At 66.5% G+C, this 21,615-nt stretch carries 23 protein-coding genes and 1 tRNA gene; 14 read left to right on the top strand and 10 right to left on the bottom strand.

The annotated features are described in order from the left end of the window. Positions 1-27 precede the first annotated feature (27 nt). Positions 28-807, bottom strand: a complete 780-nt coding sequence (paaG, locus tag ACFQPG_RS06815; RefSeq protein WP_380811286.1) for a 2-(1,2-epoxy-1,2-dihydrophenyl)acetyl-CoA isomerase PaaG — start codon at positions 805-807, stop codon at positions 28-30. A gap of 106 nt (positions 808-913) precedes the next feature. Continuing rightward, positions 914-1,906 carry an LLM class flavin-dependent oxidoreductase gene (locus ACFQPG_RS06820; RefSeq protein WP_380811288.1) on the bottom strand — a complete coding sequence of 331 codons (993 nt, stop codon included), beginning with the start codon at positions 1,904-1,906 and terminating at the stop codon, positions 914-916. Between the two features lie 55 nt (positions 1,907-1,961). Between ACFQPG_RS06820 and paaA the strand changes: the two genes are divergently transcribed. From paaA to ACFQPG_RS06880, 12 genes are all read left to right on the top strand, one after another. Then, on the top strand, positions 1,962-2,951 hold the full coding sequence (paaA, locus tag ACFQPG_RS06825) for a 1,2-phenylacetyl-CoA epoxidase subunit PaaA (RefSeq protein WP_380811290.1): 990 nt from the start codon (positions 1,962-1,964) through the stop codon (positions 2,949-2,951). A 99-nt stretch (positions 2,952-3,050) separates the two neighbouring features. Next, positions 3,051-3,332: a 1,2-phenylacetyl-CoA epoxidase subunit PaaB gene (gene paaB, locus ACFQPG_RS06830; RefSeq protein WP_380811292.1), complete on the top strand. Its 282-nt coding sequence runs from the start codon at positions 3,051-3,053 to the stop codon at positions 3,330-3,332. Positions 3,333-3,498: 166 nt separating this feature from the next. Beyond that, the gene (gene paaC / locus ACFQPG_RS06835) at positions 3,499-4,284 is read left to right on the top strand and encodes a 1,2-phenylacetyl-CoA epoxidase subunit PaaC (protein ID WP_380811294.1); all 786 of its coding nucleotides are present in this window, start codon (positions 3,499-3,501) and stop codon (positions 4,282-4,284) included. Then, the gene (locus ACFQPG_RS06840; protein WP_380811296.1) at positions 4,278-5,354 is read left to right on the top strand and encodes a 2Fe-2S iron-sulfur cluster-binding protein; all 1,077 of its coding nucleotides are present in this window, start codon (positions 4,278-4,280) and stop codon (positions 5,352-5,354) included. Before paaC ends, ACFQPG_RS06840 begins: the two co-directional genes overlap by 7 nt. A gap of 58 nt (positions 5,355-5,412) precedes the next feature. Next, the gene (locus tag ACFQPG_RS06845; RefSeq protein ID WP_380811298.1) at positions 5,413-6,621 is read left to right on the top strand and encodes an aromatic amino acid transaminase; all 1,209 of its coding nucleotides are present in this window, start codon (positions 5,413-5,415) and stop codon (positions 6,619-6,621) included. Then, positions 6,614-8,656: a transketolase C-terminal domain-containing protein gene (locus tag ACFQPG_RS06850; protein WP_380811300.1), complete on the top strand. Its 2,043-nt coding sequence runs from the start codon at positions 6,614-6,616 to the stop codon at positions 8,654-8,656. The genes ACFQPG_RS06845 and ACFQPG_RS06850 overlap by 8 nt, the downstream gene beginning before the upstream one ends. Position 8,657: 1 nt before the next feature. After that, complete coding sequence (locus tag ACFQPG_RS06855) at positions 8,658-9,875, top strand: dihydrolipoamide acetyltransferase family protein (protein WP_380811302.1); 1,218 nt, start codon at positions 8,658-8,660, stop codon at positions 9,873-9,875. Next, positions 9,872-10,372, top strand: coding sequence for a hypothetical protein (locus ACFQPG_RS06860; protein ID WP_380811304.1), 501 nt, complete (start codon positions 9,872-9,874; stop codon positions 10,370-10,372). The genes ACFQPG_RS06855 and ACFQPG_RS06860 overlap by 4 nt, the downstream gene beginning before the upstream one ends. A gap of 113 nt (positions 10,373-10,485) precedes the next feature. Further along, positions 10,486-11,298, top strand: a complete 813-nt coding sequence (locus ACFQPG_RS06865) for an SRPBCC family protein (RefSeq protein ID WP_380811306.1) — start codon at positions 10,486-10,488, stop codon at positions 11,296-11,298. Positions 11,299-11,310: 12 nt separating this feature from the next. Continuing rightward, a complete protein-coding gene (locus ACFQPG_RS06870) occupies positions 11,311-12,531 on the top strand; it encodes a zinc-dependent alcohol dehydrogenase (protein WP_380811308.1) in 1,221 nt (406 codons plus the stop codon). A gap of 10 nt (positions 12,532-12,541) precedes the next feature. Next, positions 12,542-13,306 carry an SDR family NAD(P)-dependent oxidoreductase gene (locus ACFQPG_RS06875; RefSeq protein ID WP_380811310.1) on the top strand — a complete coding sequence of 255 codons (765 nt, stop codon included), beginning with the start codon at positions 12,542-12,544 and terminating at the stop codon, positions 13,304-13,306. Between the two features lie 63 nt (positions 13,307-13,369). Then, positions 13,370-14,422, top strand: a complete 1,053-nt coding sequence (locus ACFQPG_RS06880) for an AI-2E family transporter (RefSeq protein ID WP_380811312.1) — start codon at positions 13,370-13,372, stop codon at positions 14,420-14,422. Here the strand turns inward: ACFQPG_RS06880 and ACFQPG_RS06885 are convergent. The 3 genes from ACFQPG_RS06885 to ACFQPG_RS06895 are packed head-to-tail and all read right to left on the bottom strand — an operon-like array spanning position 14,419 to position 15,358. After that, positions 14,419-14,799: a DUF1622 domain-containing protein gene (locus ACFQPG_RS06885; RefSeq protein ID WP_380811314.1), complete on the bottom strand. Its 381-nt coding sequence runs from the start codon at positions 14,797-14,799 to the stop codon at positions 14,419-14,421. The genes ACFQPG_RS06880 and ACFQPG_RS06885 overlap by 4 nt on opposite strands. Before the next feature lie 4 nt (positions 14,800-14,803). After that, positions 14,804-15,016: a helix-turn-helix domain-containing protein gene (locus tag ACFQPG_RS06890; RefSeq protein ID WP_380811316.1), complete on the bottom strand. Its 213-nt coding sequence runs from the start codon at positions 15,014-15,016 to the stop codon at positions 14,804-14,806. 3 nt (positions 15,017-15,019) lie between these two features. Further along, positions 15,020-15,358 (bottom strand): P-II family nitrogen regulator, encoded by a 339-nt coding sequence (locus ACFQPG_RS06895; protein WP_380811318.1) that lies wholly within the window; start codon positions 15,356-15,358, stop codon positions 15,020-15,022. Between the two features lie 77 nt (positions 15,359-15,435). Between ACFQPG_RS06895 and ACFQPG_RS06900 the strand changes: the two genes are divergently transcribed. Further along, positions 15,436-16,209, top strand: a complete 774-nt coding sequence (locus tag ACFQPG_RS06900) for an NTP transferase domain-containing protein (protein WP_380811320.1) — start codon at positions 15,436-15,438, stop codon at positions 16,207-16,209. 2 nt (positions 16,210-16,211) lie between these two features. Here ACFQPG_RS06900 and map read toward each other — a convergent pair whose 3' ends face one another. Next, positions 16,212-17,042, bottom strand: a complete 831-nt coding sequence (gene map / locus ACFQPG_RS06905) for a type I methionyl aminopeptidase (protein ID WP_380811322.1) — start codon at positions 17,040-17,042, stop codon at positions 16,212-16,214. Positions 17,043-17,092: 50 nt separating this feature from the next. Between map and ACFQPG_RS06910 the strand changes: the two genes are divergently transcribed. Beyond that, positions 17,093-17,854 (top strand): competence/damage-inducible protein A, encoded by a 762-nt coding sequence (locus ACFQPG_RS06910; RefSeq protein WP_380811324.1) that lies wholly within the window; start codon positions 17,093-17,095, stop codon positions 17,852-17,854. Here the strand turns inward: ACFQPG_RS06910 and ACFQPG_RS06915 are convergent. The 4 genes from ACFQPG_RS06915 to ACFQPG_RS06930 all read right to left on the bottom strand — a co-directional run bounded on the left by ACFQPG_RS06915 (position 17,827) and on the right by ACFQPG_RS06930 (position 21,434). Next, a complete protein-coding gene (locus ACFQPG_RS06915) occupies positions 17,827-18,123 on the bottom strand; it encodes a hypothetical protein (protein WP_380811326.1) in 297 nt (98 codons plus the stop codon). The genes ACFQPG_RS06910 and ACFQPG_RS06915 overlap by 28 nt on opposite strands. A 38-nt stretch (positions 18,124-18,161) precedes the next feature. After that, a complete protein-coding gene (locus tag ACFQPG_RS06920; protein ID WP_380811328.1) occupies positions 18,162-18,539 on the bottom strand; it encodes a DUF4440 domain-containing protein in 378 nt (125 codons plus the stop codon). 132 nt (positions 18,540-18,671) lie between these two features. Beyond that, positions 18,672-18,745: transfer RNA gene (locus ACFQPG_RS06925), tRNA-Gly, on the bottom strand. A gap of 127 nt (positions 18,746-18,872) precedes the next feature. Next, positions 18,873-21,434: a TonB-dependent receptor gene (locus ACFQPG_RS06930; RefSeq protein WP_380811330.1), complete on the bottom strand. Its 2,562-nt coding sequence runs from the start codon at positions 21,432-21,434 to the stop codon at positions 18,873-18,875. Positions 21,435-21,615: the final 181 nt, after the last annotated feature.

The raw sequence follows: 21,615 nt of genomic DNA on the forward strand, positions 1-21,615 counted from the left end.
TGAAGGTTAACGGCGTCCCGGGCTGGGTCAGCGGCCCACGAACCGTGCCGTCCGTTTCGCCAGGAACGCAGCGACTCCCTCGCGGTAATCCTCCGTGAAGCCGAGGCGCCTCATCTCGTCACGCTGCAGGTCGAGCTCCTGGTCCAGGGTTCGCTCGCCGGTAGTCCGGATGATCCCTTTGATCGCTGCCAGCCCCAGCGGCGGCAAACCGGCGAGCTTGCCCGCGATGGCGTCGACCTCCGCGTCGAGTTCGGCATCGTCCACCGCTTTCCAGATCAGGCCCCACTCGGCCGCCTTGTCGGCCGGCAGCGGCTCGCCGGTCAGCGCAAGGCCAAGCGCCCGGGCCTGACCGACGAGGCGGGGAAGATGCCAGCTTCCGCCGCTATCGGGAATGAGGCCGAGGGCCGAGAAGCTCTGGATGAACCGGGCCGAGCGCGCCGCCACCACGATGTCGCAGGCGAGCGCGATGTTCGCACCGGCCCCCGCCGCAACCCCGTTGACCCGGGCGATCACCGGCTGCGGCATGGATGCCAGGCGGCGAATCAGCGGGTTCCAGCTTTGCTCCACCGTCTCGCCGAGATCGACCGCTTCGCCGGGGGCAACGGCCCGGTCGTTTAAGTCCTGCCCGGCGCAGAACCCGCGCCCTGCGCCGGTGAGGATGATGACCCGCGAATCGGCGGCTTCGTCGAGCGCGGCGGCGAGCTCCCCATGCATTTGCCGGGTAAAGCTGTTCAGTCGGTCGGGGCGGTCGAGCGTGATCCGGGCGACACTATCCCGCTGGTCCAGGACGATGGTTTCGTAGCTCACATGGCCTCCGTCAGGCTGGGCGTGACCCGGTGACCCGGCATCCCGCCTTGTTCTGACGCGCATTGAAGGAAGGCGGACCCCGGCTCAAGGCCCGGGTGACGCGCGTTCAGGCCGAGACTGGCTCCATCGCTTCGGCCAGCAGGCTGTACGACCTGAGCCGCGCGGCAGGATCGAAGATCTGCGAGGTGATCATCAGTTCGTCCGCTCCGGTGCGTTCGGCAAAAGCGTGGACGCCGTTCCGAACGGTCTTCGGCTCGCCGATGGCCGAGCAGGACAGCACCTGCTCCAGGATGAGCCGGGCCTCCATCGGCAACCGGTCCGGAAAGCCGGCGCTTGGTGGTGGAAGCTGCGTCGGGTTGCCGGTGCGCAGATTGACGAACGCCTGCTGCACGGAGGTCGCCAGCAGTTGCGCCTCCTCGTCGCTGTCCGCGGCGAAGACGTTGAACCCCAGCATGACATAGGGCTTCTCAAGCTGCTCCGACGGCTGGAACTGCTCGCGATACACACGGATCGCGTCCATCATCTGACCCGGCGCGAAGTGCGACGCAAAGGCGTAGGGCAGGCCCAGCATCGCCGCCAGCTGGGCCCCGTACAGGCTGGAGCCAAGGATCCAGACCGGGATGGACAGGCCTTCGCCGGGGATGGCGCGGACGCGGCGGCCGCTGCCCCCGCGGAAATAGTCGATCAGTTCGACGACGTCGCGGGGGAACTGGTTTTCATCGGCCTGGAAGTTACGCCGCAGCGCATAAGCGGCGGCCTGGTCCGTCCCGGGTGCGCGGCCAAGACCGAGGTCGACCCGCCCCGGGAACAGCGATTCGAGCGTCCCGAACTGCTCGGCGATGGTGAGCGGCGCGTGGTTGGGCAGCATGATTCCGCCCGCGCCGATCCGGATCGTCCTGGTGCGGGTTCCCACGTAGGCGAGGGCGACGGCGGTTGCCGCACTCGCGATGCCCGGCATGGAGTGGTGCTCCGCCATCCAGAAGCGCCTGAAGCCGAGAGCTTCAACATGGGCGGCAAGATCTCCGGACTGGCGGAGCGACTCGGCGGCGGTGGAGCCGTCGGCAATGGGGGACAGATCGAGGACGGAAAGCTGAACCATCCCCGCAAGATGGGGGCACCCGGCTCGAATTGAAGCGCGCCGGTACAAGCGCTACATGTCGATGATGTACACGACCGAACTCAGCAAGAGCGCGACCGTCCAGTCGATCGAGGATCCCGAACTGCTCGCCGCCTTCGAGGCGCGCGTCGCAGCGGACGAGTTTATCGAGCCGAAGGACTGGATGCCGGAGGCGTATCGGCGAACGTTGACCCGGCAGATCAGCCAGCATGCCCATAGTGAAATCGTCGGCATGCTTCCGGAGGGCAACTGGATCACCCGCGCGCCGTCCCTGCGGCGCAAGGCGATCCTGCTCGCCAAGGTGCAGGACGAGGCAGGGCATGGCCTTTATCTCTATTGCGCGGCGGAGACGCTGGGTACCAGCCGCGAGGAGATGATAGAGGCGCTGCACTCGGGCAAGGCCAAGTACAGCACGATCTTCAACTATCCGACGCTCACCTGGGCCGATATCGGCGCCATCGGCTGGCTGGTCGATGGTGCGGCGATCATGAACCAAGTCCCGCTGCAGCGGACCAGCTATGGCCCTTATGCGCGAGCGATGGTCCGGGTGTGCAAGGAGGAAAGCTTCCACCAGCGCCAGGGCTATGAGATCATGATGGCGATGGCGAACGGATCGCCGGACCAGAAAAGAATGGCGCAGGACGCGTTCAACCGCTGGTGGTGGCCGTCGCTGATGATGTTCGGCCCGCCGGACGACAATTCGCCCAACACGGCGCAGTCTCTACGCTGGCGGATCAAGCGCGAGACCAATGACGAGCTGCGTCAGAAGTTCGTCGACATCACCGTTCCGCAGGCGGAGTATCTGGGGCTGACGGTGCCCGATGCCGACCTCAAGTGGAACGAGGAAAAGGGCGGCTATGAGTTCGGCGAGATCGACTGGGATGAATTCTACGCCGTGGTGAAGGGCGAGGGCCCGGTCGCCAGGGAGCGGATGACGGCGCGGCGCGAGGCGTGGGAGACGAACGCCTGGGTGCGGGAGGCTGCGGCGGCGTACGAGACGAAGCGCAAAGCACGCAGCGCCGCTTGACCTCGTCATTGCGAGGAGCGAAGCGACGAAGCAATCCAGTCACTTCGATCTGAGACACTGGATTGCTTCGCTGCGCTCGCAATGACGAGAGAGAGTTGAATGTCCGACTGGCCGCTGTGGGAAGTGTTCGTTCGTAGCAAGGGGGGGCTGGCCCACCGCCACGTTGGCTCCGTTCATGCGCCCGACGCGGAACTCGCACTCCGCCATGCGCGGGACACCTATACTCGCCGGCAGGAAGGCGTCAGCTTGTGGATCGTGCGCTCGGCCGACATCATCGCCAGCGACCCGGACGAGGCAGGCCCGTTGTTCGAGCCGGCCGCCGACAAGGTCTACCGCCACCCGACATTCTACGACATTCCAGACGTGGTGAAGCATATCTAGTGGTCATGCGTCGCCAATGTCCGTTCGGTCCGAGCGAAGTCGAGGACCCGAGCCGAGCGAAGCCGAGGCATTCTCGACTGCGCTCGAAAAGGCTTCTCGACTTCGCTCGAAGCAAGCGGAACCTTTAGTGCCCTCTCTCCCCCCCATCCGTCCCGAGGACGAAGCCGTGGCCGAGAAGATCCGGCCGCATGGCGCGTTCGATGCTCCCGCCGAAGCGCCACACGACCCGGTCCGCGTCGACTACCTCCTCAGGCTGGGTGACGACTCCCTGATCCTGGGGCAGCGCCTGAGCGAATGGTGCGGGCACGCGCCATCCGTCGAGGTCGACCTCAGCCTTGCCAATCTGGCGCTCGACCTAGTGGGCCAGGCCACTCTGCTGCTGGGCGAAGCGGGCGATGCGGACACCCTCGCCTTCAAGCGCGACGTGCTCGACTTCCGCAACTGCTGGCTGGTGGAGCAGCCGAACGGCGACTTTGCACGGACCATGGTGCGGCAACTGCTGTTCTCGACATACCAGCACCTGCTCTACCTGCGGCTGGAGCGCTCGGCCGACCCGCAGATCGCCGCCATCGCCGCCAAGGCAGTCAAGGAGGTTGCCTACCACCGCGAACTCGCCGCCGAATGGGTTGTGCGACTGGGCGACGGGACCGAGGAAAGCGCGCGCCGGACCGCCGATGCCCTTGCCTGGTGCTGGCGCTTCGTGCCCGAACTGTTCGAGGTCGACGAGCAGCTTGCGATGGCGATCGAGCGCGGCATCGCGGCGGACCCGCGCGGCTTCGAAGAAGAGTATCGCGCCGCGATCGCCGGAGTGCTGGCCGACGCGCGGCTCGATCAGCCGGCGGACCAGCGACCGATCCTCGGCGGCCGGCGGGGGCACCATAGCGAGCACCTCGGCCATCTGCTCGCGATCATGCAGTACCTCCCCCGGACCTACCCAGACGCCACATGGTGACCAAGGATTTCCACCGGCTGACGGTTGCCGAGGTCGTGCCCGAGACCGATGAGGCGCGATCCATCCGCTTCGCCGTGCCGGGCGAGCTTGCCGACCTGTATCGCTTCCGCGCTGGCCAGCATCTGACCCTGCGTACTTTCATCGAAGGTGAGGAAGTGCGCCGCAACTACTCATTGTGCACCGCGCCGGCGGACGGCGACCTGATGGTGACGGTGAAGCAGATCGCCGGCGGTGTCTTTTCCAACTGGGTGGCGCGGGACCTGAAGGCGGGCGACGAGATTGACGTCATGCCGCCGCATGGCTCGTTCACCGTCGACTTCGATCCGGGGCAGGCGCAGCGCTATGTCGGTTTCGCCGGCGGGTCCGGCATCACGCCGGTCATGTCGTTGATCCGGACCGCGCTCAGCACGGAGCCTGAGAGCCGCTTCACGCTCTTTTACGGCAATCGCGACGCCGGTTCGATCATCTTCCTGGAGCAGCTGGCGGCGCTGAAAGACCGCTATCTCGGCCGCTTCGAACTGTTCCACTTCCTGTCGGACGAGGAAGGCGACGTCCGCCTGTTCAATGGCATGCTCGACCGCGAAACCTGCGATGCTGCGATCGCCAGCCTGGTGCCGGAGCCGGAGGAGGTCGCCGCCTGGTTCATCTGCGGACCGGGACCGATGATGGACGCGGCGGAAGCGGCGCTGACCGAACGGGCCATCGCTCATGAGCGGATCCACGTCGAGCGGTTCACCGCCGGGCGGCCCTCCGCCGCGCTCGCCGCCGAGATGGCGCAGCTTCAGCAGCAGGCGAGCGGTCTGACGATGAGCGTCACACTCGACGGGCGCACCCGAAAGGTGCCCTTCACGCACGGCAACATCCTCGACAGCGCGCGCGAGTCCGGCTTGCCCGCGCCCTTCGCCTGCAAGGCCGGCGTCTGCGCCACTTGCCGCGCCCGGGTGACTGCGGGCGAGGTGAGCATGGCGGCGCGCTACGGCCTGACCGACGAGGAGATTGAGGCGGGCTATGTCCTGACGTGCCAGTCGGTGCCCAAGGGCGAAGGCGTGGCGGTGGATTATGATGCCTGACCGCGGTGCCTCCCGCCGGAAGCTTCCGCCAAGTCACAAGTCGCGCTAGAGCCCGCTCATGCTGAGCACTACCGCCGTTCCCGGCATCTCCGACCTCCCACCAATGCAGAGCGATTCGCTGCTGGCGCTGATTGCGCTGGCCGACGCAGACCCGCGGCCGGAGAAGATCGACGTCGGCGTGGGCGTCTATCGCGACGGACAAGGACGCACCCCGATCCTGCGCGCGGTCAAGGAAGCCGAGCGGCGCCTGTGGGAGCAACAGGAAACCAAGTCCTATCTTGGCAGCGTGGGCGACAAGAGATTTGCCGAACTGCTGCGCCCGATCCTGCTGGGCGACCATGCGGGGGACGAGCGCATCGCGGGGGTGCAGACGCCTGGCGGCTGCGGGGCGCTGTTCCTGGGCTTCAAGCTGGTCCGAAGCGCTAATCCCGACGCGCGACTGTTCGTGGGCACGCCGACCTGGCCGAACCATGTGCCGCTGGCACGCGGCGCGGGGCTCGAGCTGGTCGAATACCCGTATTATGACCGGGAAGCCGGAGAGATCCGCTTCGACGAAATGCTGGCCAGCTTGGGCGAAGCGCGGCGCGGCGATGTGGTGCTGCTGCATGGCTGCTGCCACAATCCGACCGGCGCGGACCTGACCGATGCGCAATGGGACGAAGTGACCCGGCTGGTTGCGGAGCGTGGGCTGCTGCCGTTCATCGACATTGCATACCAGGGGCTCGGCCGTGGGCTGGACGAGGATGCGCGCGGGCTGCGCGGCATGCTGGCAGCCTGCGACGAAGTTCTGATCGCGCAAAGCTGCGACAAGAATTTCGGTGTGTATCGCGACCGCGTCGGGGCCTTCTACCTGAAGGCCAAGCGTCGCGAAGCCAGCGCCACCGCCATGGCCCACGTGCTGCAACTCGCGCGCGAGGCCTGGTCGATGCCGCCCGATCATGGCGCGGCGGCGGTGCGGATCGTGCTGGAGGACGAGGGGTTGCGGGCCGACTGGCTGGCTGAACTGGACTCGATGCGCGAGCGGATCGCCCGCGTCCGCGAGCAGCTGGCGGCGGCGGACGAGCGGCTGGCCTTCATCGCCGACCAGTACGGCATGTTCTCCATGCTTCCGTTGAGCCGCGATCAGGTGCTGCACCTGCGTGAGCGCCACGCGGTCTACATGGCCGACAGCGGCCGCATCAACGTCCTTGGGATGGCGGACGAAGCCGTCGATCGCTTCGTGGCGGCGGTGGTCGAGACCCTGAACGACCCTGCCACCCATGGCTGACGCGGACCCGCAGTTTACGACCGACACGGACTGGCGGGAGGTTGCCCGGCTGGTCCTGACCAGCCGGGAAATGGACCGGATCGAGGAAGAGATCCTCGTTCCCGAGAAGAAGGTCCTCTACCAGTTCAGCGCTCGCGGCCACGACATGGCGCAGGTGCTGCTTGGTCTCAAGCTGCGCGACGGCGATGCGGCGTGTGGCTACTACCGCTCGCGGCCGCTGCTTCTAGCGCTCGGGGTGCCGCTGGCCGACGCGCTGGGATCCGGCATGGGCCGGGCGGGCGGTTATTCGGGCGGGCGCGATATTGGCGTGGTGTTCAACTATCCCAATCCGGGCGGCGCCCATGCCCTGCCGATGTGCGGCGGGGTGGGGGCGCAATATACGCCGGCGGCCGGCTGGGCGCAGGCGATCCGCTACAAGGCGGAGGTGCTCAAGGATGGTCCGGCGGACGCCATCGCTCTGGTGCTGGGCGGGGATGCCAGCTGCGCGACCGGCGGTTTCTGGTCGGCACTGACGATCGCTACGACGCAGGCGCTGCCGCTGCTCTTCTATGTGGAAGACAATGGTTACGGCATCTCAGTGCCTTCGACCTACCAGACGCCCGGGCAGGACATCGCCGCCAACCTGGCGAGCTTCCAGGGCCTGACGATCTTCAATGGTGACGGCACGAATCCGGTGGAGGCGGCCCGGCTGATCGATCAGGCGGTAGCCTATGTTCGCTCGGGCAAGCCGGCGCTGCTGCGGCTGACCGTGCCGCGGCTGGAAGGGCACAGCTACCAGGACACGCAGACCTACAAGCCACCTGAAACGATCGCCGCCGAATGGGCGCGCGACCCGCTGCCCAAGCTAAAGGCGCATTGCGCCGGGCTGCAGATCGGCGACAGCGACTGGGAGCAGTTGGAGAACGAGGTCGCGTGGGAAGTGGATCGCGCCCGCGAGGAGGCGGAGGGTCGTGGCGTGCTGCCGGCCGACCAAGTCGCCGACGACGTCTTCTTCTCCGGCAAGCATTCCGAGGTCGGGGGCCGCGCGGGGCTGGAGGCGGACGGCACCGACCAGCCGCGGCCCGAGGGCCAGCGGATCAACATGGTCACTGCCATCCGCCGAGTGCTCGATCAGGAGCTCGAAGCGAACCCCAAGGTGCTGGTCTTCGGCGAGGACGTCGGGCCCAAGGGCGGGGTTCATGCGGTGACGCTCGGGCTGCAGGAGAAATTCGGGCACGACCGGGTATTCGATACCTCGCTGAACGAGGAAGGGATCGTCGGGCGCGCCGTTGGGATGGCGCTCGCCGGCCTCATGCCGGTGCCGGAAATCCAGTTCCGCAAATATGCCGAGCCCGCCACCGAGCAGATCAACGATTGCGGGACGATGCGCTGGCGCACCGCCAACCGCTTCGCCGCGCCGATGGTGCTGCGGGTGCCGGGGGGGTTCTTCAAGTGCGGCGACCCGTGGCACAGCCAAACCAACGAGGTGCAGTTCGTGCACAACCCGGGCTGGAAGGTCGCGGTGCCGTCCAATGCCGAGGATGCGGTCGGGCTGCTGCGCGGAGCGCTCCGCGGTAACGACCCGGTGCTGTTCTTCGAACATCGCGCCATGCTGGACGACAGCTGGGCGCGGCGTCCGTGGCCGGGCGATGCGTACGTGCTGCCGTTCGGCCGGGCGAGAAAGACTCGGGAGGGCGACCGGATCACGATCGTCACCTGGGGAGCCATGGTCCCGCGCTGCGAAGCGGCGGCGGAGGGCGTCAGCGCCGACGTGATCGACCTGCGCACGCTCATGCCGTGGGACCGCGAGATGGTGCTCGACAGCGTCCGCCGCACCCGCCGCTGCCTGATCGTCCACGAGGATCTGCGCACCGGCGGTTTCGGCGCGGAGATCGCGGCTGTGGTGGCGGACGAGGCGTTCCTCGACCTCGACGCACCGGTGGCGCGAGTGACGATGCCGGATATCCCCTCACCGCATCATCCGGCGCTGCTGGAAGCGGCGGTGCCGAGCGTTATCCGCATCCGCGCGGAAATCGACCGGTTAGTGGGGTTCTGAAGTGAGCATCGAAGTCCGCGTTCCGGACGAGCAGGAAGGCACCAAGGCCGTCGTCCGCGCCTGGCTGAAGAAGGTCGGCGAGGCCGTGGCGGAGAACGATCCGCTGGTGGAGCTTGAGACCGATAAGGTCACGCAAGAGGTGCCGGCGCCGGCTGCGGGGGTGCTCAGTGAGATCTTGCTCGATACGGACGCAGAAGCGGTCCCGGGCGCGCTGCTGGGCCGGATTTCAGTGGGAGAAGGGAAGCCGACTCCAACTCCGTTCGTGTCGAGCGAAGTCGCGACACGTCTGCCTGCGCAAGGAGAACGTCCCTCGACTTGGCTCGGGACGAACGGTGACATCGAGACGCGGCTCTCTCCCTCCGTCCGCCGCGCGCTCCTCCAGCACGACATCGACCCGTCCCGCATCCACGGCACCGGCCGCAATGGCCGCATCACCCGCGAGGACGTCGACCGCGCCGTGACCATGGCGACCGTCAGCCATGTCGACGGCGGCGACAAGGCGATCGCCCAACCGCGCGTGGCCGAGCCGTTCGCCGCCAGCGACATCCCGCACGACCGCATGCGGTTGAAGATCGCCGAGAACATGGTCCGCGCGGTCGCCGATGCGCCGCACGTTACCGCCCTGTTCGAAGCCGATTTCTCCGCCGTCGCGGCGCACAAGAAGGCGCTGGCTGAGCGAGGCGTGAAGCTCAGCTACACCGCCTACATTGTCAAGGCGGCGGCCCAGGCGATGGCGATCGCGCCAGCGATCAACGGCCGCTGGATGGACGATCGAATCGCCGTTTCCTCAACCATCGATATTGGCGTTGGCACCGCGCTCGGCGACAAGGGGCTAGTCGTGCCGGTAGTCAAGGACGCCGGATCGCTTTCCCTCGAGGACGTCGGCGCCAAACTCGACGATCTCACCCGCCGCGCGCGCGAAGGCCAGCTGACTGGCGGCGATGTGTCGGGCGGGAGCTTCACCATTTCCAACCACGGCGTCTCCGGCTCGCTCCTCGCCGCGCCGATCATCATCCACCAGGGCCAGGCCGCGATCCTCGGCGTCGGCAAGCTGGAGAAGCGCGTCGTGGTGCGCACAGTCGGCGGCCAGGACGCGATCCTGATCCGCCCGATGGCCTATGTCACACTGACCATCGATCATCGCGTCGTGGATGGTCACCAGACGAATGCCTGGCTGACCCGTTTCGTCGAGATCCTCGAAAGCTGGCCGTCGGCATGAGCGAGAAAGCCGACTGGATAGCGATCCTGTCGGCGCTGTCGTCAATCGCCGTGGCGGTGATCGGCTTTTCGGGACTGCTGACGGCATTCCGTTCCGCCAGTGCGCCGCTGACGCGGCTCGACATGGTTTATATCCGCATCCTGCTGATCTTCGGCCTGGGGGCACTGACCTTCGCGCTCCTGCCATTGCCGTTTGCCGCCGTGGCCCCTGAGCGGCTCTGGCCGACGCTGACCATCCTGCTGGCGCTGTTCCTGCTGTTCTGGCCGGTCCGCAGTCCGATCTGGAACCGGGCCCGGGGCATCAGGCCCCGCAGACCTCGACTCTTCTACGGCATCCTTGCCGCCCAGGCTCTTCTCGGCCTCCTGTTGCTCCTGCTGGGGATCAGGGGCGACAGCGATGGCGGCGCCTACGCCGCTGGCGTCGCCTGGTGCCTGCTGGTCGCGATGGTGACCTTCGTCGCCCAGGTGTTCAGCATGTTGCCGGTCGACGAGGACTGATCCACCCCTGCTCGAAGCCGCTTCGTCGCTAATCGTCGGGACGGTGGCTGGCGGACGAAACCCTCTGGTAGCCGCATCGTTAACGCGGGGCAGTGAAGAGAGGCATACCGTCCATGGTTAACCAAACGCAGGATCGAGATCGACGAGCGTCGGTCGCAGACGAGGTCGCGCGCAACAATCGCGACGAGGCGGAGCGGGCGCATCGCAAGGGGCCGGATCGCAGCCGAGTCGATCGCGACACCGGATCGTCAGGTACGGGCCGCACGCTGATCGGCCTTGGCCTGGCCGCCGCGACCGCCGGCGCGGCGATCTTCTTCGCGCGCAGGATGAACGAGGACCAGGAGCCCAACGGCCCCTTGCTGTCCGACGCCCCGGACCATGTGCTGCGCGGAAAGGCCAGGCAGGGCTCCACCAACAACCAGGACGGCAAGGCGCTGATCGGGCGAACCCTGACCATCGGCAAGCCCCGCCACGAGCTCTACCAGGTGTGGCGGGACTTCACGCGCTTTCCCGAGTTCATGGATAATGTCCGGGAGATCAGCAAGCTCGACGAGACCCGCTCGCGCTGGACGATCGAGGCGCCGGCCGGCGCCACCGTCGAGCTGATCACGCGGATTGTCGAGGACAAGCCGGGCGAGACCATCGCCTGGGTGTCGGAGCCGGACAGCCAGATCGAGACCGACGGCCGGGTTGAGTTAGCCGACGCACCGCCGGGCCGCGGCACCTATGTCCGGCTGCTGGTCCGCTACAAGCCGCCCGCGGGTGCGGTTGGCCGCCTCGTCGCCAAGGTGCTCCAGCGCGAGCCGAACGTGCAGGCGCGCCGCGACCTGCGCCGCTTCAAGCAGCTGATGGAAACCGGAGAAGTGCCGGTCAACGCCTCACCGTCGGCGCGCAAGTCCGAAACCCCGACCGAAGCCCGGATCTAAGGAGTTCAATCCATGCGTGCAGTCACCTGGCATGGCCGTCACGACGTCCGCGTCGACACGGTCCCCGATCCGCAGATCGTCAATCCGCGCGACGCGATCATTAAGATCACCTCGACCGCCATCTGCGGGTCCGACCTTCATCTTTATGACGGCTACATTCCGACCATGCGGGCCGGCGACATCCTCGGTCACGAAAACATGGGCGAAGTGGTGGAGGTCGGCGCCAAGTCAACGCTGAAGAAGGGACAGAAGGTCGTTGTCCCGTTCACCATCAGCTGCGGCGACTGCTTCTTTTGCAAGAAGACGCAGTTCAGCGCCTGCGACAATTCCAACCCAGCCGAAACCTCCGACGCGTCCGAAACGCTGATGGGTCACCCCATGGGCGCCGCGTTCGGCTATGCCCACCTGACCGGCGGCTATGCCGGCGGCCAGGCGGAATATCTGCGCGTGCCGTTCAGCGACGTTGGGCCGATCGTCATCCCGGACGGGATGGAGGACGACAAGGTGCTGTTCCTGTCCGACATCCTGCCGACCGGCTGGATGGCGGCGGAGAATGCAGACATCGAGGAAGGCGATACGGTCGCCGTCTGGGGCTGCGGACCGGTCGGCCTGTTTGCCATCCAGAGTGCCAAGCTGATGGGCGCGCACCGGGTGATCGCGATCGATCACTACCCCAACCGGCTGAAGCTGGCCAAGCAGATGGGCGCGGAGGTGCTCGACTATCGCGAGGTAGAGGTGCTCGAAGCACTGACCGAGATGACTGGGGGGATCGGCCCGGACGCGGTAATCGACTGCGTGGGCATGGAAAGCCACGGTCTGGCGATCGACAACATCATCGATACGGTCAAGGCCCACACCTATCTCGGCACCGAGCGGCCGCATGCGCTGCGCCAGGCGATCCTTGCCTGCCGCAAGGGCGGGCGGGTCTCGATCCCGGGCGTGTACGGCGGGTTCGCAGACAAGTTCCCGCTTGGCCAGCTGATGGAGAAGGGGCTGACGCTCAAGTCCGGCCAGACGCATGTGCAGCGCTACACGAAGACGCTGCTGGAGATGATCCAGCAGGGCAAGCTCAACACCACCTTCATGATCTCGCACCGTGCGAGCCTGGAGGAGGCGCCCGACATGTACCGCCACTGGCATGACGAGCAGGACGCCTACACCAAGATCGTGCTCAAGCCGGAGATGGCGAAGCCCCGCACGGCCGCGGCCGAGCCGGCCATGGCGACCGCCTGAGGAGGACAACATGGCCAACAAACTTGCAATCGTGACCGGCGCCAGCAGCGGCATCGGCCTGGAGATTGCCCGGCTGGCCGCGGCGGACGGCTACGACCTGATCGTCGCTTCGGACACGCCGTTGGTGGATGCGGCCGCGGGCTTGGAGGGCAGCGTCCGCTCAATCGAGGCGGATCTGTCCACCGAGCAGGGCGTCCGGCAGTTGCTTGATGCCATTGGGGAGCGCCAGGTGGATGTGCTGGTCGCCAATGCCGGGCACGGGTTGGGGGACGCGTTCCTGACCCAGCAAGCGCGCGACTGGCGGCACGTGATCGACACGAACATCACGGGCACCTTGTTGCTGATCCAGCCGATCGCCAGGCGAATGGTCGAACGTGGGGAGGGCCGGATCCTGATCACCGGCTCGATTGCGGGTCATCTCGCCGGCTCGTTCCATGCGGTCTACAACGCGTCCAAGGCGTTCATCGACAGCTTCGCCGCGGCGCTCGGCAATGAGCTCAAGGACACTGGCGTGACCGTGACCTGCCTCAAGCCGGGGGCGACCGAGACCGAGTTCTTCGGGCGGGCCGGCATGGAGGACACCAAGGTCGGGCAGGCGAAGAAGGACGATCCGGCGGATGTCGCCAAGACCGGCTGGGAAGCGATGCTGAAGGGCGAGCATGCGGTGGTCCACGGCTTCAAGAACAAGGCACAGGTGCTCGCATCGGGCGTCTTGCCGGAGTCGGCGACCGCGGAAATGCACCGCAAGCAGGCGGAGCCCGGCAGCGACGGATAGCTCGTTGCGGAACCGCAAGGACTCTCAAGCGCTTCTCCTGCCGTAACTGGCGGGAGACACGTGTTGCGGGACGGGGTAGGGGCAGGGACCAGCGAAGCGCAGTTCGTCCGGCGAGTGCTGATCGTCATCGCGCTGGTCGCACTGGCGCTGCTGGCATGGATGCTGCGCAGCATCCTGCTGATGGTCTTCGGGGCTGTCGTTGTGGCGACCCTGTTCCGCGCGTTCGCAGAGGCGATCGGCCGCTGGACCCGCCTGCCGCCGAACCTTTCGCTCCTGCTGTCGGTGCTCATCGTCGCAACCGTGATCGGGTCAGCCGGCGCCCTGTTCGGCGGCCAGATCATAGCCCAGGCGGAGGGGCTGTCCGAGGCAATCCCGAAGGCATGGGAGTCGCTCAAGCAACGGCTCGCCGGCTTTGGCCTCGGCGGCCAGCTCGACCAGCTGACGGGGACCGCCAGCAAGGGCGGGGGCATGGCGTCAACCTTGGGCTCCTTCGCCATGTCGCTCGGCGGAGGGCTTACCGACGCCCTGTTGATCGTGGTCGGCGGCATCTTCCTCGCCGCGCAGCCTGCATTCTACCGAACCGGGCTGATCAAGCTGGTGCCCGATGGCAAGCGCGACCTCTTCGCCAATGCGCTGGAGGAGAGCGGGCAGGCGCTGAAGCTGTGGCTAAAAGCGCAGCTGCTGACCATGCTGATCATCGGCGTGCTGACCGGGCTCGGCTTGTGGCTGATCGGGGTGCCGTCGGCACTCGCGCTGGGGCTGCTCGCGGCCTTGCTGGAGTTCATTCCGTTCGTCGGGCCGATCCTCGCCGCGGTGCCTGCGGTGCTGCTGGCGCTCGCCATCGATCCGCAGCTCGCCCTGTGGACGGTCGGGCTCTACGTGGTCATCCAGCAGATCGAAGGTTACGCCCTGTCCCCGCTGATACAGCAATGGGCGGTCGATCTGCCCGGGGCGATCCTGATTTTCTCGCTGATCGCCTTTGGCACGCTGTTCGGAGCCCTGGGGATCGTCTTCGCCGCACCCCTGACGGTGGTCTGCTACGTCCTCGTAAAGCGGCTCTACGTTCGCGAAACGCTGCACACCGAGACCCCAATCCCGGGCGAGGAAAAGGTCTAACGTTCGCCGGCTGGGCCGTTCTCCTTCTCGCGTCCGCGGCGCTGCCACGGCCAGCAGCCTTCGATTTCGGTCTCCAGCGAGAAGCTCAGGAACGTGCGGATGAGCACGATCAGGCCAAGCAGTCCGACGCTCTGGTAGGTCAACGGCGCGGTGATCGTGGCGATGATGTCCGCTCCGACCAGCAGTTCCAGGCCGAGCAGGATCCCGCGGCCAAGGTTGGCGCGGTAGCGCTCATAGGCTGCGGTCCAGCCGATTCCGCGCGTTCCCTGGTGCACGAACAGCCCCGTAGCGAGCAGCACGCCGCCAAGGATGACGCCGACACCCGCAATCTCGAGCAGTCCGGCAAGCTGCTCGATCAGGGCATGAACATCGCTCACGCGCTCAAAACGCCCGCCGCTGCGCCGCGACCAGCATCCGCAGCAGCATGGCCACTGGCCGCGGGACGCCGACCTTGCCCTCCAGCCACAGGCTGACCGCGGACCGGCTGACCCCGATCGCCCCGGCAAGGTCGGCCTGTGTGCGGTAGCCAAGCGCGCGCATCGCCCGGCGGAGCTCTTCTGGGGACATGGAGGCGAGGCGGGGATCGCTGCTCATCGGCTAGATCGCATCTGCCCCCCGGTCGCCGGTGCGGATGCGGATCGCCTCGTCCACTGTCGAGACAAAGATCTTCCCGTCCCCGATCCGCCCCGTCCGGGCGGCGGCGGCGATCGCCTCGACCACATTGTCGACCAGGCCGCTCTCGACCACCACCTCGATCTTCACCTTGGGGAGGAAATCGATCACATATTCGGCGCCCCGATAGAGCTCGGTGTGGCCCTTCTGGCGGCCAAACCCCTTGACCTCCGTCACCGTCATGCCGGTCACGCCGACCTCGTGAAGGGCGTCCTTCACGTCGTCCAGCTTGAACGGCTTGATGATCGCCTCGACCTTTTTCATGCCTTCCCCCGAATGCCGGCCCAACCTCTTGTAAGGGTCGCCACCGGTTTGCCGCAATCGTCGCGCACATGGGAGGGGTGAAAAAGGCAATCATCCTTTCCGCCGGCCAGGGATCGCGGCTCGGAGCGCTGACGGCGAACCGGCCCAAGTGCCTGATCGAGTTCGCAGGACGAAGCTTGCTTGACCGGCAACTGGACACCCTGGCCGCCAATGGGGTCGATGAGGCGGTGGTCGTGACCGGCTTCCGCGACGACCAGATAGAGGCCGCGCTGCAGCGCCGCCGCGCGGCAGGCGAGGGGCCGCGCGTACGGACGCTGTTCAACCCCTTCTACAAGGTCGCCGACAATCTCGGCTCGCTGTTCATCGCCCGCGAGGAACTGGCGGGCGACCTGCTGGTGTGGAACGGCGACACGATGGTGTCGGAGGATCTGATGGCCCGGGTTGTCGCAAACCGCGGCGCCGGAATCTGCGTCACCATCGACCGCAAGGACGGCTACGACGCCGACGACATGAAGGTGATCGTCGCGGCCGACGGAAAGCTGCGCGCCATCGGCAAGCGGCTGAACGAGGGCGTGAACGCCGAATCGATCGGCCTGCTCGCCTTCCGCGATGGTGGCGCAGAGCGCTTCCGCGATGCGATCGAGCGCGCCATGCGGACTTCCGAGGGCACCAACATCTGGTACCTGCGGGTGATCCACCACCTGGCGCAGAACGGCCACGTCGGCACGCTGGACATCAGCGGTGATGAATGGGGCGAAGTCGACTTCCCTGCCGACGTCGAGCGCGCCGAGGAACTGGTGCAGGCATGGGATGCGGCCAACGAGCCGGAGCGCCTGACCGGCACCCGCTAGGCTCAGGCGTAGGGCGGCTTGTCGAGCTCAGCCGGGCTTTTCGTAAAGATCTCGCAGGCGTCTTCGGTGATGCCGATCGAGTGTTCGAACTGCGCCGACAGCGAGCGGTCGCGGGTGACTGCGGTCCAGCCGTCCTCCAGGATCTTGCAGTCGGCGCGGCCGATGTTGATCATCGGTTCGACGGTGAAGAACATGCCGGGCTTCAGCTCCGGACCGGTGCCGGGGCGGCCGGCGTGGACCACCTCCGGCGAATCGTGGAACAGCCGCCCGAGACCATGGCCGCAGAAATCCCGCACGACCGAGTAGCGGTGCTTTTCGGCGTGGCGCTGGATGGCGGCGGAAATGTCGCCCAGCCGGTTGCCCGGACGTGCCTGCTCCAGCCCGAGCATCAGGCATTCGTGGGTGATGTCGACCAGCTTGCGCGCCTTCAGGGACACGTCGCCGACCAGGTACATGCGGCTGGTGTCGCCGTGCCAGCCGTCGAGGATCGGGGTAACATCGATGTTGACGATGTCGCCATCCTTGAGCGGCTTGTCGGCCGGGATCCCGTGGCAGACCACGTGATTGATCGAAATGCAGCAGCTGTGGGTATAGCCGCGATAGCCGAGCGTCGCCGGAACCGCGCCGGCGCTGCGCATATGATCGTGGACGATCCGGTCCAGCGCGGCGGTGGTCACCCCGGGGACCACGTGCGGCACCAGCCCGTCGAGGATTTCCGCCGCCAGCCGGCCTGCCCGGCGCATTCCTTCGAAGCCGTCGGGGCCATGCAACTTGATCACGCCATTACGCGCCTCGCTGCGGTCGTCGGCAGCAACGGTGATATATTCGGTCATAGCGCTTAGATAGGGCGTCGGCGCGGAAAAGTCGAAGGGAGCGGGGACCGGTGAGCGAGCGAAAGACGGTCTGGACAGCTGCCCTGGTCGTGATCGGCGACGAGATCCTGTCCGGCCGCACCCAGGACCGCAACATCGCACAACTCGCTCGCTGGCTGAACGTGCAGGGCATCCGCCTGGAGGAGGTGCGAGTCGTGCCAGACCGGCAGGAGCGGATCGTCAAAGCGGTAAACGTCCTTCGCGCCGCGCACGATTACCTCTTCACCACCGGCGGGATCGGGCCCACGCACGATGACATCACCGTGGACGCGATCGCCGCCGCGCTCGGCACCAGCGTCGTGGTCCATCCGGACGCACGGGCGGCGCTGGAGACCTATTACGCGACGCGGGGCGGCATCAACGAAGGCCGCTTGCGGATGGCGCGGGTGCCCGAGGGAGCCGACCTCATTCCCAACCGCATGTCGGGCGCACCCGGCATCCGCATCGGCAATCTCTTCCTCCTTGCGGGGGTGCCCCACATCACGGCGGGGATGCTCGACGCGCTGACCGGTACGCTGGAGGGCGGGCGGCCCCTGGTGTCGGTGACGATCGGCGCAATGGCCCCGGAAAGCGAGGTCGCCGACCTGCTGCGAGAGGCGGAGCTGACCCACGCGGGGGTGGCGGTCGGCTCCTATCCCTTCTTCCGCGACGGGCGCGTCGGGGCGAATTTCGTTGTTCGTTCGGAAGACATGACGGAAGCGCAGGCCTGCGCCGACCTGCTCGCCTCTAGCCTGGAGAGCGCCGGCTATCCGGCCGTGCCCGGAGGGATCTGAAGCGCGGCATACCAGTCGGCGTAGGGAGTGTTGCCGACGAGGTAGCGGTTCCAGTCCGGTGCGCCGTCGGTCCACCATGGCTCGCCGCGTTCTCCGAGCGCGCGCTTGGCCCGGTCAACCGCTGCCTTGGCCGACTTGCCTGCCGCCCGGTCGCCCGAGCGGCGTGCCTCGCCCATCGCTCGCCGCGCACGCATCAGGTCGCGGACGAGCTCCGCCCGGCGCTCCGGCGCGAGGCCCGGGTTCGCGCATCGCCACACGCGGCCGCGCACGACGAAATAGCGCCCTTCGGGCGTGACGGCATGCTCGCTCAGGCGCGTCCACCGTCGCGGATCAACCCCTTGAGCGGAACGACCTGGCTGTGTTGCACCACCGTCCAGTCGTCATGGCCGCGTCGCCGCAGGGTCGAGCTGGCATAGCAGCGATAGCTCGCACCGCCTCGGCTGGCATCGACCTTGTAGCCGATCACGATCAGCCCTTCTGCGGGTCGCGACACCTTCTGGTCGGAGAAGCGGACCTGCTCCCACCGGGGCGTGTTCCTGACCGCGTCGATGGCCTGCTGGCGGGAGAAGATGAACGGCTCGGCCGGCAGGGCCATCACCACCTCCTCATCGACCAGCTGCTGGTAGACGTCCTCGCCGCCGTGCCACAGCTGTTCCTCCATCTCCCAGATCCGCCCGTCGTCCATGCTCGCCTCCTCGTGTGAGGGGAGAAAGGCTTCGGTGGGGAGAGGTTCCGGCCGGGCAGAGGAACTCGCACCGGAAGCGCTCGCGTGCCGGTCGCCGCCGGGCAACCCGCTTCGTGCAGGGCGCTTTCAGGCTGGAGCGGGTAGCGGGAATCGAACCCGCGCGTTCAGCTTGGGAAGCTGACAGGCTACCATTACATCATACCCGCGCTCGAGCCGGGGCCGATTGCCACAGGCCGGCCCGCCCGGTCAACGCGGCCCGACCATGGCAGCGCAAAAGAAAAGGCGCCGCTCCGGTGGGAGCGACGCCTTTCCCGCCTTGGCGGTTGGCTGAGCTTAGAAGCCCAGCGTCAGCGTGCCCTGGAAGGTTCGCGGCGAACCGACCGAGAAGCGCGGGTTCTGGGCCAGCGTGTTCTGGGTGTTGATGTTGCCGAAGTAATATCTGTCGAACAGGTTGATCACGCTGAAGCGCAGGTTCGACCCCCTGAGCGACGGGGCAAGAGTGTCGAGCGCGATCCGCATGTCGGCATCGATGACCGTATACGCATCCGTCCGGCCGCGATCGTTGATCGGCAGGTCGTCCGTGTTCGCCAGCCGGTTTACGCCCCGACCATTGTCGTCGGTCGAATAACGCTTACCGGTCCACTTGCCCTGAACGCCGAGCGAGACCGGGCCAAAGTCCTTCTGCACGCGGCCGCCGAAGCTGAACTTAGGCGTTTCGACGAACTCGGCGCCCTTGGTGTTGACGGCGACGATCTGGCAGGTCGTGCCGACCGGGGTCCCTGCCGGGCAAGGCGAGGTCGCAAGGGCGGTAGCAGTAGCGGTGCCGAGCACGTCTTCCTTCAGCTTGGAGTCGATGTACGACGCATAAGCATAGATGCTGAAGTCGCGGACCGGGCGATAGCTGACCTGGCCGTCCAGGCCGTAGGCGCGGGCATCGCCGACGTTGCGGTCGAGAGTCGAACCAAAGGTCTGGCTGGCCGGATCGAGATCCTGCGCAGTGACGATGCGGTTCTTGTAGTCGACGTAGTAGCTGGCCAGCTGCGCCTGGACCTTGCCCGAGCGGAAGCGATAGCCCGCTTCGTAGCTGTTGGTGAACTCCGGCTTTACGTCGATGTTGACCGAGCGATACAGGTTGTCGGTCGACGGTGAGGAGAAATTCCGGCCGTAGCTGGCGTACACGCTGTGACCGCCGTCGAAGTCGAACGACACACCCCCCGAGGGCAGGATCGGGCTGTACTTCACGGTCCGTTCGTACGGGCTGTAGAAGGCATTCGACGGGATGGCACCGGTCCGCGGCACGTTCGGGTCGATGATGACCACGCCGGCCGGAACCGGCTCGTCGGTGCAGCGAACGTTGCCGTTGGAGACCTGCGTAAAGCAGAACTGGTTCAGCTCACGCCGGAAGAACGGTGCCCGGATGCCGGCGGTGAAGGTCAGGCGATTGTCGAGGTAACGGCCGAAATATTCGGCGCTGACCTGGTTCAGCAGCGCGACCGACGCGCGATCGCGGTTCTGCAGGGTGGAACCATCGGCGGTCAGGATTCGGGCGCGGTCGTTATACTTGCCGCCGAACACGTCGATGGTGTCACCGTTGGCTTCGACCCGGCCGAACTCACCGGTCTGGCGGTGGTTGCCCCGGTCGTAGGTGTAGGCGACGCGGAACCGGTTCTGCTCGTTCAGTTCCCAGATGAGCGACGACAGGAAGGTATAGCGCATCGTCCGGGTGTTGCTGGGCTGATAGACCCGCACGCTGTCGAGAATGTCTCCGTCGCCATTCAGGTCGACACCGCGATTGACCACCTGGTTGATGCCGCGCAGGCGGGTGTCGTTCTCGGCGAGGGTGGTCGTGCCGCCGCCGTTGGCGACCGTGCTCTGGTAACCCGGATCGGCGGTGAGGGTGAGGTTGTCGGTCAGCGACAGCTTCACCGAGCCGCGGACGTTGCCGGTATCCGACGGATTGATCCGCAGGTTGTAATAATTGGTGCAGCTTGCCGGCGCGAGATTGTTGGTCGAGCTGCCGGCGCCGTCATTGTCGGCCACGCCCGCGGTCGGGGCGTCGCGGACGCAGGTGTCGATGTTGTCGAACTCGCGGTCACGAATGTAGTCGGCGACGGTTCCGTTGTTGTAGCTGTTGTTGCGGTTGCGATTGAAGTGCCCGGCGATCGAGACGAAGTCGCCGTTGGAGCCGATCGGCTGGTAGATGCGGCCGTTGAACTGGCGCTTCTTCAGCTCGCCCGGGCCCTTGAACTTGTCATACTTCTGGTCGGATGCGGCGATGAAGGCGCGGGTGCCCAACTCGTTCAGCTCACCCGACTGCAGCATGCCGAACAGCCGGTGGTAGTCGAACGAGCCGAGGCTGCCTTTCAGCATGCCGCGGAAGTCGGTCGAGGGGACAATAGTGCGATAGCTGACGACGCCGCCAGCGGCCGACGGCGTCGGGCTGTCGACATCGGTGGTGCCGAGGTTCACCGACACCTGGTCGATGATCTCCTGGTCCATCTGCTGGTTGGAGAAGATGGAGTAGTTGCCGGTGTCGTTCAGCGGCAGGCCGTCGAACAGCAGGGCGACGCGGTTGCCCGGGAAGCCGCGGATACGCAGGTTGCCGCCGGCCGAGCCGTAGGGGTCGGAGTTGGTGAAGTTCACGCCCGGAACGAGGTTGATCGACTGGAGGACCGACTGGCCTTCCGACTGCCGCATCAGGATCTCGTTCGTCAGGATCGAACGGGTCTTCGGCACGTCCGGAACCACCACGCCGGCGACGCCGCGGCTGCGGGTGCCGGTGACCACGATGGTCTCAGCGGCGTTCTCGGTCGCTTCGGTACCGGTGGACTGGGCATAGGCAGTTGCCGGCATTAGACAGACAGCGGACGAGCAGAGCAGGATCAGCTTTTTCACGTTCAACCCCAAGAGAAGGAAACCCGAGCTTCGTTTCAAGCACTTGGGGGCCGCTAGAGGGTGAGTATGACAGAAGGGTGACCCCCGACCGGGAACCACCCATCCGAAATCTCACTGTTGCAAAAGAACAACGTCTTGCCGGTCGCCACCCCCGCGACTCGCGGGGAGGAACAGCAGATCA

Source organism: Sphingomonas sp. GCM10030256 (assembly GCF_042666415.1).
GTDB lineage: Bacteria > Pseudomonadota > Alphaproteobacteria > Sphingomonadales > Sphingomonadaceae > Sphingomicrobium.

Bases quoted from the DNA above. Each gene is read 5' to 3' on its own strand.
- ACFQPG_RS06820 (WP_380811288.1), bottom strand. From the start codon at position 1,906: ATGGTTCAGCTTTCCGTCCTCGATCTGTCCCCCATTGCCGACGGCTCC.
- paaA (WP_380811290.1), top strand. From the start codon at position 1,962: ATGTCGATGATGTACACGACCGAACTCAGCAAGAGCGCGACCGTCCAG.
- paaB (WP_380811292.1), top strand. From the start codon at position 3,051: ATGTCCGACTGGCCGCTGTGGGAAGTGTTCGTTCGTAGCAAGGGGGGG.
- ACFQPG_RS06840 (WP_380811296.1), top strand. From the start codon at position 4,278: ATGGTGACCAAGGATTTCCACCGGCTGACGGTTGCCGAGGTCGTGCCC.
- ACFQPG_RS06845 (WP_380811298.1), top strand. From the start codon at position 5,413: ATGCTGAGCACTACCGCCGTTCCCGGCATCTCCGACCTCCCACCAATG.
- ACFQPG_RS06850 (WP_380811300.1), top strand. From the start codon at position 6,614: ATGGCTGACGCGGACCCGCAGTTTACGACCGACACGGACTGGCGGGAG.
- ACFQPG_RS06860 (WP_380811304.1), top strand. From the start codon at position 9,872: ATGAGCGAGAAAGCCGACTGGATAGCGATCCTGTCGGCGCTGTCGTCA.
- ACFQPG_RS06865 (WP_380811306.1), top strand. From the start codon at position 10,486: ATGGTTAACCAAACGCAGGATCGAGATCGACGAGCGTCGGTCGCAGAC.
- ACFQPG_RS06870 (WP_380811308.1), top strand. From the start codon at position 11,311: ATGCGTGCAGTCACCTGGCATGGCCGTCACGACGTCCGCGTCGACACG.
- ACFQPG_RS06875 (WP_380811310.1), top strand. From the start codon at position 12,542: ATGGCCAACAAACTTGCAATCGTGACCGGCGCCAGCAGCGGCATCGGC.
- ACFQPG_RS06890 (WP_380811316.1), bottom strand. From the start codon at position 15,016: ATGAGCAGCGATCCCCGCCTCGCCTCCATGTCCCCAGAAGAGCTCCGC.
- ACFQPG_RS06895 (WP_380811318.1), bottom strand. From the start codon at position 15,358: ATGAAAAAGGTCGAGGCGATCATCAAGCCGTTCAAGCTGGACGACGTG.
- map (WP_380811322.1), bottom strand. From the start codon at position 17,042: ATGACCGAATATATCACCGTTGCTGCCGACGACCGCAGCGAGGCGCGT.
- ACFQPG_RS06920 (WP_380811328.1), bottom strand. From the start codon at position 18,539: ATGGACGACGGGCGGATCTGGGAGATGGAGGAACAGCTGTGGCACGGC.